We start from the raw sequence: 14,280 nt of genomic DNA on the forward strand, positions 1-14,280 counted from the left end.
ATAAATCTTTTTGATTATCATCAACGAGTGCCCACACAGATTGATAGGTTTAAATTGTTAAAGAGCGTTGTTCTTATCGAAATCGCTTAGTGCGTCTCGTCGAACAGGGCGGCCATTTTAGCGATTTAAAAGCTCGTGTCAAACACTTTTTTAAAACTTTTTTCGCTAACCTTTTTGAGAAGGTTTTGACCTCTGACTCGTTGCTGCCGTTAGGCTGTGTGCTCCGTGTCAGTGAGGGCGCATTATAGAGACCTGACTCACATTGGCAAGGGCTTTTTTCACTTTTCTTTGATTTTTTTCCATTTCGAAGAAAAAATCACCGAAAGATGTGTTTTCTGTCTATTTTGTCTGCTATTCAATAACCTTTTTGGCAAATAGAGCGACTTTTTCCCAGTCGGTATATTCAACTTCTTTACTGGTATCCGTCTCACCATCTGTCATAGACATAATAAAACGAATCATAACTCGGTCGAACCATGAGTATCGTGGATAATACAATCCACCAGCGAACACACCAATATGCTTAGGTTGCCAAGGTGAACGCTTTAAAAACTTCTGGATATAAACACTCCCCTCAGGCGTATCCTTGCCCGGTTTGCGAGCGGTTAAGTTAACACTATAGAAAGACGCATCCGCTGAGGTTAAATACACTTTATGCTGCTCGATAAATTGGTATAGCTTCTTATTAAAGTGACCATAGCGAATAGATGCGCCTATAATGATATTGCTATATAAGTTAAGGTTTAAATCATCAGCTTGGTGTAGATCAACCAATTCACAACTATCGTTACCAATTTGTTCTGCTATAAACTGTGCAATTTTATGGGTTTGCCCTTCTCGGGTTGAATACAAAATAATAGTACTTTTCACGAAAACCTAACTTTTCCAAAATGTCGGTGTAAATAAGATAAGAAGTGTGAACACCTCTAGTCGACCAAATAGCATTGAAACAATAAGCACCCACTTGGCGGCATCATTAACATTAGCGAAATGTACTGATACATCACCGAGCCCTGGCCCTAAGTTATTAAGTGTTGCTGCCACAGCGGAGAAAGCACTTAATTCATCCATACCTGAGGCGATGAGTCCCAACATACACAATACAAACACTAATGCATACGCGGAGAAAAATCCCCATACAGCATCAACAACTCGTTGCGGCAGCGCTTTACCGCCCACTTTAATAGGGAAGACTGCTTTAGGATGGACAAGACGTTTTAGTTCACGCCCTCCTTGCAGTGTGAGTAGCAACACTCGAATCACTTTTAGGCCACCACCTGTAGAGCCAGCACAGCCACCTATAAAAGAAGAAAACAATAATAACACAGGAAGAAACAGTGGCCATTGTGAAAAGCCTGTCGTAGTAAAGCCTGCAGTCGTAGAGATAGACACTGTCTGGAACAACACCTGATCAAAGGTTTCAAATGTCGTTAAGTCATTACTGTGCAGAAGCAAAATGACAAAGCATAAAAAGAACAGCAAAGTTTGGATCGTGATAAAGGCGCGAAATTCAGGATCTCGCCAGTAATATTTAGGGTGTACACCTCCCGAAGCAAAAGCCGCAAAGTGCAGTGAGAAATTACACGCAGAAATAAGTAAAAAGACTACCGTGATCATATTAATCACTGGACTATTAAAGTACCCCATACTGGCATCATGAGTAGAGAAACCACCAATGGCAATTGTCGAAAAGCTATGACAAATCGCATCAAACAAGCTCATACCTGCCAACCAGAATGCCCCAGCACAAACAATGGTAAGGCTTAAATAAATATACCAAAGCACTTTCGCCGTTTCGGCAATTCGTGGTGTCATTTTATTATCTTTTACCGGCCCAGGAATTTCCGCTCGGTATAACTGCATGCCACCAATGCCAAGGATTGGCAAAATGGCCACCGCGAGAACAATGATCCCCATACCACCAAACCACTGTAAAAACTGTCGGTAGAATAATATCGCTTTAGGTAAGGCATCTAGGCCAACAATCGTAGTAGCCCCGGTGGTAGTTAATGCTGAAAAAGACTCAAAAAAGGAATCCGTCACTGAAATATTAGGATCATGAGATAACCAAAATGGCAACGCCCCTGCACTACCAATAACCACCCAAAATAAAACCACAATTAAGAAGCCATCTCGAGCTTTTAGTTCTGATTTTTTATAACGATTGGGAAACCAACATAAGCCTCCACAGAAGAACAACACAAAAAAAGTAGTAACAAAAGGCACACCGGCCCCATCACGATAGAATAAAGCCACCAGCGCAGGTGCCAACATCGTGAGGCTAAATAGTGACAGTAATAAACCGACGATTCGAATAATTGAACGAAATTGCATATCAAGTAAGGAAGCTAAACTTCCAGAGTCCTTTTAAAATGGGGATCATATGTGTTTCGGTTTAATCTCAACCTTAGCGCCAGTTTTATTGACTAGAGTCTGTGTAAACACGTCCGCTTCTCTTATATCGATCTCAACCAGTAAGTCAATGCGTTGCCCAAACTTTCCATCAAGTTGAGCCACTTGATATTGAGCCATGATAGATTGCACCAAGGGCATTAAAGAGTAGTCTAACCCTAGCTGCAATTGGATGGTGATCTTTTTCTCAATAGTTTGAACTTGCTTGAGAGCTTGCTGCACACCACCGCCATAAGCTTTCACTAATCCGCCAGTACCCAGCTTAATTCCACCAGAATAACGGGTAACAACCGCCGTCATCTCACCAATTCCAGAGCCAGATAATTGAGCTAATATCGGTTTCCCCGCCGTTCCGGAAGGTTCACCATCATCACTAAATCCCCACAGTAGTGAATCTTCTGGCCTACCGGCAACAAAGCCCCAGCAATTATGTCGAGCAGAAGCATGCTGAGTTTTTATCTCATCAACAAAGGCTTTCGCACTTTCTATAGTCGGAGTGTGAGCAATATGAGTAATGAAAAGACTCTTCTTGATTTCCTCTTCAAATATCACCCGATCGATAGGGATTAAATATGGCTGCTCATTCATAACACATGATCTCAAAAATAAAGTGCCTCAGTTTAACACGTCATTGAGCTGTTGATGGTCCACAAAATGACCTTGCGCACAATTTTCAAACAATTGTTTGAATTGTTATTGAAGTTAACAATTACACGATCAAGACTGTAACAACCTGGTCAAACCAGAGAAAAACGATAATAAGTTGCTCTACAACAATACCGTTTGTTCGTCATGGAGATAGACAATGATTTACCAACATACGTCCCTACACGTAAAAGAATTACAAGATGGTATCGCTCAGCTTACTTTCAGTGCTGAAGGATCCGTCAACACTCTCAATTCAAAAACACTCACTGCCCTAAATGAAGCGATTGACGCCATCAAAGCACAGCCGGGCATCACCGGATTAATTCTGAGCTCAGATAAAAGCGCTTTCATTGTTGGTGCAGATATAAAAGAATTCCTCGGCTTATTTGCTAAACCCGCAGAAGAACTTGATCACTGGGTGAAATACGCCAATGATATTTTCTGCAAGCTAGAAGACCTCCCCTTCCCAACCTTATCAGCTATCCGCGGCTTTGCGTTAGGCGGTGGTTGTGAACTGATTCTTTCTTCTGACTTACGTATTGGTGATAACACGGCTGTTATCGGCCTACCAGAAACCAAACTTGGCATCATCCCGGGATTCGGCGGTACCGTTCGTCTACCTCGCGTTATCGGAGCAGATAATGCCATGGAGATGATAGCTACCGCTAAACAACAAAAAGCCAATGAAGCCATTAAGCTTGGTCTACTCGATGCGATCGTAGATAGCGAACAACTAGAAACCTCTGCCATCACAACATTAAAACAAGCTATCGACGGAAAAGTTGACTGGCAAGCCCGTCGCCAACAAAAAACCTCTGCACTGTCTTTAAGTAAAATAGAAGCCTTGATGAGTTTTACCATGGCCAAAGGCATGATTTCAGCCAAAGCGGGTCCACACTACCCAGCGCCAATAGCTTCAGTAAAAGCGATAGAAGAAGCATCAACCTCAAGCCGTGATGAAGCCTTAGATATTGAACGTAAATACTTCGTCAAAATGGCAAAAACGGAAGTCGCTCAATCCCTGATTGGATTATTCCTTAACGACCAATACATCAAAGGCATCGCTAAAAAAGCGGGTAAAAACTCACAAAAGACTGAACGTGCAGCGGTACTCGGTGCTGGCATCATGGGTGGTGGCATTGCTTATCAATCCGCATCAAAAGGTGTGCCTGTCTTAATGAAAGATATTGCACAAGCTTCCCTTGATCTAGGTATGACCGAAGCTTCCAAATTACTCAACAAACAACTGGAACGCGGAAAAATTGGTGGCTTCAAACTATCAAAAATTCTCAGTTCGATTACGCCAAGCCTACATTACGCGGGTATTGAACAAGCTGATGTTGTAGTAGAAGCTGTGGTTGAAAATCCAAAAATAAAAGCGGCGGTATTAGCGGAAGTGGAGCAACACGCGAAAGAAGACGCCATCATTGCCTCTAATACTTCGACCATTCCAATCAACCAACTTGCGAAAGCAGTAAAACGCCCAGAAAACTTCTGCGGTATGCACTTCTTTAACCCAGTACATCGCATGCCTTTGGTTGAAATTATTCGTGGCGAGCACACATCTGAAGACACGATTAATAAAGTTGTCGCCTACGCTGCGCAAATGGGTAAATCACCGATTGTGGTTAATGACTGCCCAGGGTTCTTCGTTAATCGCGTTCTATTTCCTTACTTTGGTGGATTTAGCTTGTTAATGCGTGACGGAGCAGATTTCACACAAATCGATAAAGTGATGGAGCGTAAATTTGGTTGGCCAATGGGCCCTGCTTATTTGCTTGATGTCGTAGGTATCGATACGGCACACCATGCACAAGCGGTGATGGCCGAAGGTTTCCCTGAGCGCATGGGTAAAGAAGGCCGAGATGCGATTGATGCACTATTTGAAGCCGACAAATATGGTCAGAAAAATGGCAGTGGTTTTTATACTTATAGCGTGGACCGTAAAGGTAAGCCGAAGAAAATCTTTGAACAAGGTGTGCTATCACTATTTGAAGGCATCACAGCGACTAAGCAAGATTTCTCTGATGAAGAGATCATCAACCGCACTATGATTCCTATGATCAATGAAGTCGTACTCTGCCTTGAAGAAGGCATTATCGCCTCACCACAAGAAGCGGATATGGCACTAATCTATGGTTTAGGCTTCCCTCCATTCCGTGGTGGGGTATTCCGCTACCTAGATAGTGTTGGACTACAAAATTATATCCAAGCAGCGTCTCAATATTCTGACTTAAGCCCAATGTATCGTGTACCACAACTACTATTGGATATGGCAGAAAAAGGCGACACTTTTTACGCTAGTCAAACGGCTGCTGTTTAACGACTTTGGATAAGGAAAAACAAAATGAATAATGTAGTTATTGTCGATTGTATTCGTACTCCGATGGGTCGTTCAAAAGCCGGTGCATTTCGTCATGTCCGTGCAGAAGACCTATCAGCTCACCTCATGAAAGGAATTTTAAAACGTAACCCACAGGTAGACCCGACTCAAATTGAAGATGTCTATTGGGGTTGTGTGCAACAAACATTAGAGCAAGGCTTTAACATTGCACGTAATGCCGCGTTACTTGCTGGCGTACCTAAAAATGTCGGTGCGGTAACGGTCAACCGATTATGTGGTTCGTCAATGCAAGCCCTACACGATGCTTCGCGCTCAATCATGGTCGGTGATGCCGAGATTTGTTTAATTGGTGGCGTGGAACACATGGGCCACGTACCAATGAACCATGGAGTGGACTTCCATCCAGGCTTGGCAAAAAATGTCGCCAAAGCGGCCGGTATGATGGGTTTAACCGCTGAAATGCTAGGCAAAGTTCATGGTATCAGCCGTGAAGCGCAAGATGAATTTGGCGCTCGCTCTCACCGTCGTGCACACGCTGCAACGTTAGAGGGTCGTTTTAAAAATGAAATCCTGCCAACCGAAGGTCATACGGAAGATGGAACATTAAAGCTATACGACTATGATGAAGTAATTCGTCCAGAAACTACCGTCGAAACGCTATCTCAATTGCGCCCTGTGTTTGATCCTGCTAATGGGACAGTAACAGCGGGCACGTCTTCCGCTCTATCCGATGGCGCGTCAGCCATGCTAGTAATGAGCGAAAGCAAAGCAAAAGAGTTAGGTTTACCGATCCGCGCACGCATTCGCTCAATGGCAGTAGCAGGCTGCGATCCATCAACCATGGGTTACGGCCCCGTTCCTGCTACGCAAAAAGCTTTGAAGCGTGCCGGTTTATCGATTGAAGATATGGGTATGATCGAGCTCAATGAAGCGTTTGCTGCACAAGCACTACCATGTGCCAAAGATCTTGGCTTATTGAATGTAATGGAAGAAAAAGTAAACTTAAATGGTGGTGCAATTGCATTAGGTCACCCACTAGGTTGCTCCGGTTCTCGTATTTCAACGACCCTGATTAACTTGATGGAAGCCAACGATGTTCAATTTGGTCTTGCGACTATGTGTATCGGGCTTGGCCAAGGTATTGCCACCATCTTTGAACGCGTCGATGACTAGATCATTTTAGTCTCCACCCAAAAACAACAAGGGCCACTCAAGTCGAGTAGCCCTTATCTTTTTTATACACTTTAGATCGACAAAACTATTTCACATGTATTTCGCTGCTAGAGCAATTGGTTGTCGTACTACGATATGGCACCACATAACTATCACCACTATCAGGATGAATAATCTGATAATACTGAGGTAAATTGAAATTACACTTCGATTCCGATTCAAACCCTTGGGTATTATTGGTATAAAAACGATTCACCGTTCTCACCATATCATCACGATTACCATCAAACTGCCGGTATACTTCAACGCGGTTACTTTCATCTAATACATAGACATTAAAACCATCATCATCACCTTCAAAGAAAAATTGAATTAATCCTTCGCTGGCATAGGCATCAACCACATCTGGTGGTGGTAATTCCTGACTTTTACCTACTTTAAGTAATGGTGAACCTTGCAGCTTATTCGTCGAAATACTGCTATAGAAGTCAATGGAGTTTTCTAGCTTCATCACTGATACACCACGACGTTCAAAGAAAAGGCCGTACATTTGATCAGCAATTTTTAATACTTTAAAGCGGCGACGTTTTTCATTTTCGACTGGTTTTAAACGTAACTCAATACACTCCGCCAGCAGTTGATACACCATATTTCGCATAACGCCACGTAGATTTTCGCTATAACAGAAAACATCAACCGATTCTGGCGGCAATGCGTCTTGGTGCATTTTTCCTAGTATGGTTTTTAACGCATCAATAATCGCAGTTTCACCGGAAAAATGCAGAGTACGGACTTCATGCCAAGAGTTACGATAAACCAAATCAACACTAGAAACTAAGCATTGCTGATCTGTTGAAAAACTAAACACATCGACATTATTTTTTAATTCATTCTTAAGCTGATTAGGCTTTAACTTAGCTGTTAGATCGCTTTCTAAATTGATAAAAATCGATAACTGACTCACTTCACAAGGGCTTGCCAAAGCTTGCATCGTTGGTCGACGCTTACGCAGCGAAAAAGTATTACGCAAATCACTGACCATTTGATAGAGCTTATCGATATCAATATCTGCGTGGCGAACAACCGCTTCAAGGTGAGTACCTTCGGTAATTAAGCCATTAAAGAATGCCCAAGCCACCAACTTACTTAAATATTGGTTATGCTCCAGCGGCGCTCTCCCTAAAATTTGATAAGGATCGAGTGATTGTTTATATAAATACCAACCGGCTTTATTTACTCGCTCTTCAGGAACCTGAATAAAGGTTAAATTGGGTTCGTGCAAATCGGGAGAAATTTGAGTATTGAGTAGCGTCACTTTACCCGGTAGTGTTTCAAAAGCCGCGTAAAGTTTTCTTGCTAAGATACTAATGTCTTGTGGGCTAATCGCTGACGTGATGTCATGACGACGAGCAAATTGAATTAGATTTCGGTAACTCAGCATTAATGCATCAAGCAATTCATGATGCACTTTTTTCACTTGTTCAACTTTCCAATGTCGACGGTTATCAAGCTCCTCGATTAACTCATCACTCCAACCCCATTTCGCCACAAGGTCTTGTAAAGCTGAATGACGCCAAGCAACAAAATTCGCGCCCGGTTCTCGAGAGAGTTTTTCATGGGTTTTAAGATAAAAACAACGTCTTACCAATTCTAAACGGCGCTTATCACCAATTCTTTCTAGATATTGAGTGACTTTTTCCAGCATCAGATAATAGCTATCCATACCGTATTCTTTCTGCTCATGAGCAAAGAAACGACGTTTAGTATCAACACTTAATAATTGAGGGTGCGGGTATTCCCATGAATACGACTCAAGCAAGATCGCTTTTAGAACCGATTTATATGGCGAATCTATACTTTTATACAATTGCCATAAATTAGAGCCAAAGTACTCCTCTGCCGGAATATGATGCAGTTGACCAAAGTCTATCCACTGCGAGCAATCAATATGACCACTACTACAAATTTTTTGTACGTATTCGTCATAGCACTCCTCCATCTCTGGAGGTACGATTTTCCATAACAAACGCTGCCCAGCAATACGCACTGCTGAACGATAGAATTCATCGAGTAATAATAAATGCTGAGAAGAACCACAGTTATCACCTGTCATTTCTTCTGACTGGTTGGTACGAAAACGTGTCTCATCCATTAAGAAAAAGTTCGCTTCCACTCCTAGGCTTTGTGCCCATTCAGTCACTAATAAGCATTTATTGATTAATTTAGTTCGCTCATCTAGCCCCATGCTCGGTGAAATACAAACCCATATATCCAAATCACTCGACGAACTTTGTCCAACAGAAGAAGTACTGCCCATAGTATAAAGAGCAAGAATATCGGCAGGATTAGACGAAGGCTGAACGAGAGTAGATAAATCGAGCTTTTCATCAAAATCAAATTCTTGTAAAGCTTGAAGTTGAGAATGGCTGAGAGAGAAGTCACAGACACCAAAAGGGGTAAGCTCTGAACTAAAACCAGGAAGGGCAGGGTGATTAAAATGCAATAAAACGGGAATAAGATGAAAAACTTGCTGACTTTGCTTATCCATAATAGATAGTGCTCGCTCAACCCTTTGCTGGTTCAGCTTATCTAGTCTATCTATTAATATAGTGGTATATGCTTGCAAGATTACATCCTAACGAAACAAAAATAAAACGATGGCACCTAAATCAATACAGGCTAAAAACGTGATCAATTTAACACTTTTTTGGCGCTGGGTAAACATTATACAATCTGATGACATGTACCACTTTAGTCCTGTATCAGCCAATTCAAATTATTATCTCATTTCCTAAAAATAAAGCTATGAAAGTAAGTTTTTTATACAATGAATGATAGGATTAGGGATAAATATTAAGAAATAAAAGGTCACTTTATGTCAACCACACCCATTCGTATTGCTACCCGTAAAAGCCCTTTAGCACTTTGGCAAGCTTACTTCGTGAAAGACGCTTTGCAACAAGCGCACCCTGGACTAGACGTCGAACTTGTTACCATGGTGACCAAAGGCGATATTATTTTAGATACACCATTAGCAAAAGTGGGTGGTAAAGGCCTTTTTGTTAAAGAATTAGAAGTAGCCATATTAGAAGGTCATGCTGACCTTGCGGTTCACTCAATGAAAGATGTACCAGTCGATTTCCCAGAAGGCTTGGGTCTAGTGACGATTTGTGAACGTGGCGATCCACGCGATGCTTTTGTTTCTAATCACTATCAAAACGTTGATGATCTTCCGCAAGGCTCAGTAGTCGGCACATGCAGCTTACGTCGTCAGTGTCAGCTCAAAGAACGTCGCCCAGATCTTATTATTAAAGAACTACGTGGCAATGTAGGTACACGTTTAAGTAAATTGGACGCTGGTGAATTCGATGCTATTGTTCTAGCTGCTGCTGGTCTAAAGCGTTTAAACCTTGAAGAGCGTATCCGCAATTATATTGAACCTGAAGAGTCATTACCTGCGGTAGGACAAGGTGCGGTTGGTATTGAATGTCGACTCAATGATGATCGCTTAATCAAGTTACTTGCTCCGCTTAACGATGTAGATACAACTGATCGCGTGTTATGTGAACGAGCAATGAACCTAACGTTACAAGGTGGCTGCCAAGTTCCTATCGGCAGTTATTCGTTGTTAGATGGTGATCAAATTTGGCTGCGAGGTTTGGTCGGCGAACCAGATGGTAGCTTAATCGTGCGTGGCGAGATTCAAGGCCATAGACAAGATGCAGAAAAACTAGGAATTCAACTGGCAAACCAATTGTTAAATAATGGAGCCAAAGAGATCCTAGAAAAGCTCTACTCAGATTACGATTAATGAGCACGGTTTTAATCACTCGTCCAGGGCAGGATGGTGAGGCGCTATGTTTAAGTTTGCAACAGCGGCAAATTAACAGCCTTCACCACCCCCTGATCAAATTGACGCAAGGCCGAGACTGCACATCATTAATCGATGATCTTTCTCGGTCTGATATCGTGATTGCCGTTAGCCAATATGCTGTACTTTGGGCGCAACACACCCTCCAACTCAATCAACAAAAATTTCCCACCACGCCGCTCTATTTTGCTATCGGCAATAAAACGGCAGAATTTCTACAACGATACACCCAGTCACCCGTCATTTCCCCTCAAATAAGTGACAGCGAACACTTACTGGACTTACCAGCTTTGAAGTTAATTAAAAACAAGCGTATTTTGATACTACGAGGAAATGGTGGTAGAGAGTTAATACAACAGACACTACAACAACGTGGCGCAGAGGTTTATTACAATGAAATATATCGTAGAGACTCATTACCAATAGACGATGTAAACCAATGGAAGCAATGGAAAATGCAAGCTGTTTCTCACTTAGTCATAACAAGTGGTGAGCAACTTACATTTTTTATGTCACAAGTACCAAAGCAATATTTACCTTGGGTAATCCAATTGAATCTTTACGTTCCTAGCTTACGAATTCAACAACAAGCAAAAGAACTCGGATTTTCACATATAATCAATACAGGAAGCGCCGCTAACCTCGTTTTATTGGATTGTCTCAGCAAGACATTTACCACAGGACAAAAACATGACAGATAATCATAATAATACCAATGACACTAAGGTTGAGGTAAGTGCTTCGACTCAAGCTAAACCGAAAAAAAATAAAGGCCAAAAACGCGCGACCGCTGCCATTATCCTTGCGGTATTACTTACTGGCTCAGTGATCGCTTTCGAAGCCTATCAATACACCCAAAGCCAACAAACCATTAATCAACTAAAAGCCCAAGTTAATCAATTAAATAGCCATCTCAATCAGCAACTAGAAACTAATCAAGCAATCATTAAAAAACAAGCGACAACTTTGCAGCACAAACTTCAAACTCAAGCCGAACAACAAGGCAAAAGTATCAAAAGTCTACAACTAGCCATCACGGATATCAAAGGTCGCAGCCCTAACGATTGGCTACTCGCAGAGGCAGACTATTTAGTCAAAATGGCGGGGCGTAAGTTATTTTTAGAACATGATGTTGAGTCAGCAACCCAATTAATGATTTCAGCCGACCAAAGAATTGCTGCGCTCAATGATCCTAGTCTGGTTACTTTACGAGAAGCAATGACCGATGACATTACTCAGTTAAAGTCTTTACCGGTTATCGATCAAGAAGGGTTAATCCTCAAGCTAATCAGCCTACAGAAAGAAGTCGACAAACTACCGCTAGCGAATGCTTTGCTACCTAAAGAAGAAAAACAGCAGCAAGAAGTGGTATCTGAAGATATTAATGACTGGAAAACCAATTTAATGACATCATTAAAAGACTTTGCCGGTCACTTTATTACCTTTCGAACCCGAGAAGGTAACACCACTCCACTCCTATCTCCTACCCAACATTTCTACTTAAAAGAAAATGTAAAAGCAAAATTAGAAACCGCAATTAAAGGAGTGTACGCGGAAAATAACGATATTTATCAAACATCACTCAATGTTACTCAAGAGTGGTCGAATAAATTTTTCAATCAACAGTCCATAAAAGTAAAAGAGTTTGAAAAAGAAATCCGCCAACTACAAGAAAAAAATATTACCGTCGATTACCCAATCAAACTTAAAACTCAACAACCTTTAACTGATCTGATCTCTGAACGTTTACGCCGCTCAGTTTCAACGATTGGACAAGGAGATAAATAATGTTTCGTATTGTTTTTCTCTTCATCGTTTTAGGTTTAGGGCTTTTCGCGGGAACCTTGTTCTCTGATCAGCAAGGTTACGTTTTAATTTCGTTCGCCAATACCACCACCGAAATGAGCGTGACGACACTCGTCATCTTTGTGATTGCCGCACTCGCCGCGCTATTTTTTCTAGAGTTCATCATCAAACGAAGCTTACGAGCAACCAGCGCCACCTGGAACTGGTTTAGCATTCGTAAGCTAAAACGAGCCCGTCGCTATACCAATGAAGGTATAATTAAGTTACTAGAAGGCGATTGGAAAGCGGCTGAGAAGAAAGTCACTCGTTGGGCGAACCATCATGATATGCCATTACTTTGCTATTTAATCGCATCAGAAGCAGCGCAAGGAATGGGTGATGACTCAAAAAGAGAAAAGTACCTAGCGTTAGCAGAACAACAAGAAGGGTATTCTCTAGCCGTTGAAATGACTAAAATTCGTCAAATGATCCGTAATCAGCAATACGCTGATGCGCATAGTCAGCTTGAACATTTAAAGGGTCGTTACCCTAATAACACCATAGTGCTTAATCTACTCAAGAAAACTTATATTGGATTAGAACTATGGGGAGCATTAGATGAATTACTACCGCGCTTAAAGAAAAGTAAGCTAATTTCAGATGAAGAATATCATCAGCTTTTTTATCAAGCACAACTGGGAAAAATGAAAGAAGTCGGCTCTCAACAAGGCGTTGAAGGACTATTGTCTTATTGGAATCACCTTCCTAAAAAGATTAAGCAAGACGACAACGTTGTTCAATTGATGGTTGAACAACTGATCTTACATAATGGCGACTCAGAAGCTTATATCATTTTACGTGATTTAATAAAGCAGACGCCATCAAATAAGCTACTGACTTTAATCACCCAAGTTGATTTACCTGATACCCACCCAGCCGTGGTGATGCTTGAAGGGCTTGCGAAAAAACAACCTAATAACCCAGAGATAAATAGCACATTAGGTCAATTATATTTACGAGAACAAAGGTGGCAAGACGCACAACACGCATTTGAAGCAGCTCTTCAGCAAAGAGTCAGCATATCCGATTACTCTTATCTAGCAGATGCATTGGAGCAACAAAACATGAAACAAGCTGCAGGTGAGGTATCTCGTAAAGCACTATCCTTAATAGATAAAACTTAAACCAGCCAAGTCTAAACACGACCAAAGCCAACACTTTAATATTCAGTGTTGGCTTTTTTATTCTCCATATATTCCTCCCCAAAAAAGCCGTTTCAATATTTCAAACCAATGCTTTAATACCAAGCTCAATAACGGCAAATACAATAAATCAAATAAGCCAAATCAAAGAGCATTCTTATTAGATCCGGTGATTATTTATTTATTACATTTAATATAAGTCGACGAATATAAGAGTACCGATCAACCGCCATTTTGAGTGAAATATTAATGCGATTTTCATAATAAAGAGGGAGAGGATAAGAGTTGAAAGTTTCTACTAAACAATATACTTACCGATTACAGCTAATTCATTAGTGAGCACTGTTAAGAATAATACCAACAATATCACGGTTCGAAAGAAGTCGTCTTCCCTGCCGAATAAGAAAGTAGAGTAAAGCTTCTATTCCATTACTAGAATACATCCAGACACAATCTGGTGATGGCTTTCGTTTCGCCGCTCAATTCTATAATAACAGATAGCAAAAAGCCCACTAGATAACTAGTGGGCTTTCTTAATAGTGGCGGAGGGATAGGGATTTGAACCCTAGAAGAGCTATTAACCCTTGCCGGTTTTCAAGACCGGTGCTTTCGACCACTCAGCCATCCCTCCACAAATTGTCATTAATGGTAAACCAATAATGTTTGACTTTTCAGTCTTAATTCAAAGCCTGGCGATGTCCTACTCTCACATGGGGAAACCCCACACTACCATCGGCGCTACTTCGTTTCACTTCTGAGTTCGGCATGGAATCAGGTGGGTCCAAAGTGCTATTGTCGCTAAGCAAAACTGTTACGGCTAATTTGATAAGGCCGTTGCAATGCTA

At 41.5% G+C, this 14,280-nt stretch carries 10 protein-coding genes, 1 tRNA gene and 1 rRNA gene; 6 read left to right on the forward strand and 6 right to left on the reverse strand.

Annotated elements, in window-relative coordinates; genetic code table 11:
* Positions 1-351: 351 nt before the first annotated feature.
* Genes hemG through ACN0T8_RS15410 form a run of 3 tightly spaced genes read right to left on the reverse strand, consistent with a single transcriptional unit; the run spans position 352 to position 3,000 of the window.
* Positions 352-870, reverse strand: a complete 519-nt coding sequence (gene hemG / locus ACN0T8_RS15400; protein WP_417881485.1) for a menaquinone-dependent protoporphyrinogen IX dehydrogenase — start codon at positions 868-870, stop codon at positions 352-354.
* 6 nt (positions 871-876) lie between these two features.
* Positions 877-2,334, reverse strand: a complete 1,458-nt coding sequence (locus ACN0T8_RS15405) for a TrkH family potassium uptake protein (protein WP_417881486.1) — start codon at positions 2,332-2,334, stop codon at positions 877-879.
* Positions 2,335-2,379: 45 nt separating this feature from the next.
* Complete coding sequence (locus ACN0T8_RS15410; protein ID WP_417881487.1) at positions 2,380-3,000, reverse strand: YigZ family protein; 621 nt, start codon at positions 2,998-3,000, stop codon at positions 2,380-2,382.
* A 217-nt stretch (positions 3,001-3,217) separates the two neighbouring features.
* Here ACN0T8_RS15410 and fadB point away from each other — a divergent pair, with 217 nt between their 5' ends.
* Positions 3,218-5,383, forward strand: a complete 2,166-nt coding sequence (fadB, locus tag ACN0T8_RS15415; RefSeq protein ID WP_417881488.1) for a fatty acid oxidation complex subunit alpha FadB — start codon at positions 3,218-3,220, stop codon at positions 5,381-5,383.
* 24 nt (positions 5,384-5,407) lie between these two features.
* On the forward strand, positions 5,408-6,577 hold the full coding sequence (fadA, locus tag ACN0T8_RS15420) for an acetyl-CoA C-acyltransferase FadA (protein ID WP_417881489.1): 1,170 nt from the start codon (positions 5,408-5,410) through the stop codon (positions 6,575-6,577).
* Between the two features lie 85 nt (positions 6,578-6,662).
* Here fadA and ACN0T8_RS15425 read toward each other — a convergent pair whose 3' ends face one another.
* Positions 6,663-9,203, reverse strand: coding sequence for a class I adenylate cyclase (locus ACN0T8_RS15425; RefSeq protein WP_417881490.1), 2,541 nt, complete (start codon positions 9,201-9,203; stop codon positions 6,663-6,665).
* A 249-nt stretch (positions 9,204-9,452) separates the two neighbouring features.
* On the opposite strand from ACN0T8_RS15425, the gene hemC reads away from it, so the two are divergent.
* From hemC to ACN0T8_RS15445, 4 genes are read left to right on the forward strand one after another with little or no spacing between them, the layout of a single operon-like run.
* On the forward strand, positions 9,453-10,388 hold the full coding sequence (gene hemC, locus ACN0T8_RS15430; RefSeq protein WP_417881491.1) for a hydroxymethylbilane synthase: 936 nt from the start codon (positions 9,453-9,455) through the stop codon (positions 10,386-10,388).
* A complete protein-coding gene (locus ACN0T8_RS15435; protein WP_417881492.1) occupies positions 10,388-11,149 on the forward strand; it encodes a uroporphyrinogen-III synthase in 762 nt (253 codons plus the stop codon). Before hemC ends, ACN0T8_RS15435 begins: the two co-directional genes overlap by 1 nt.
* Positions 11,139-12,236 carry a uroporphyrinogen-III C-methyltransferase gene (locus ACN0T8_RS15440; RefSeq protein WP_417881493.1) on the forward strand — a complete coding sequence of 366 codons (1,098 nt, stop codon included), beginning with the start codon at positions 11,139-11,141 and terminating at the stop codon, positions 12,234-12,236. Before ACN0T8_RS15435 ends, ACN0T8_RS15440 begins: the two co-directional genes overlap by 11 nt.
* The gene (locus ACN0T8_RS15445; protein WP_417881494.1) at positions 12,236-13,417 is read left to right on the forward strand and encodes a heme biosynthesis protein HemY; all 1,182 of its coding nucleotides are present in this window, start codon (positions 12,236-12,238) and stop codon (positions 13,415-13,417) included. The genes ACN0T8_RS15440 and ACN0T8_RS15445 overlap by 1 nt, the downstream gene beginning before the upstream one ends.
* A gap of 558 nt (positions 13,418-13,975) precedes the next feature.
* Here the strand turns inward: ACN0T8_RS15445 and ACN0T8_RS15450 are convergent.
* A tRNA-Ser gene (locus tag ACN0T8_RS15450) sits at positions 13,976-14,066 on the reverse strand.
* A 56-nt stretch (positions 14,067-14,122) separates the two neighbouring features.
* Positions 14,123-14,238, reverse strand: a 5S ribosomal RNA gene (rrf, locus tag ACN0T8_RS15455).
* Positions 14,239-14,280: the final 42 nt, after the last annotated feature.

The sequence above is a fragment of the Vibrio sp. genome, from assembly GCF_048266485.1.
Classification (GTDB): Bacteria; Pseudomonadota; Gammaproteobacteria; order Enterobacterales; family Vibrionaceae; genus Vibrio.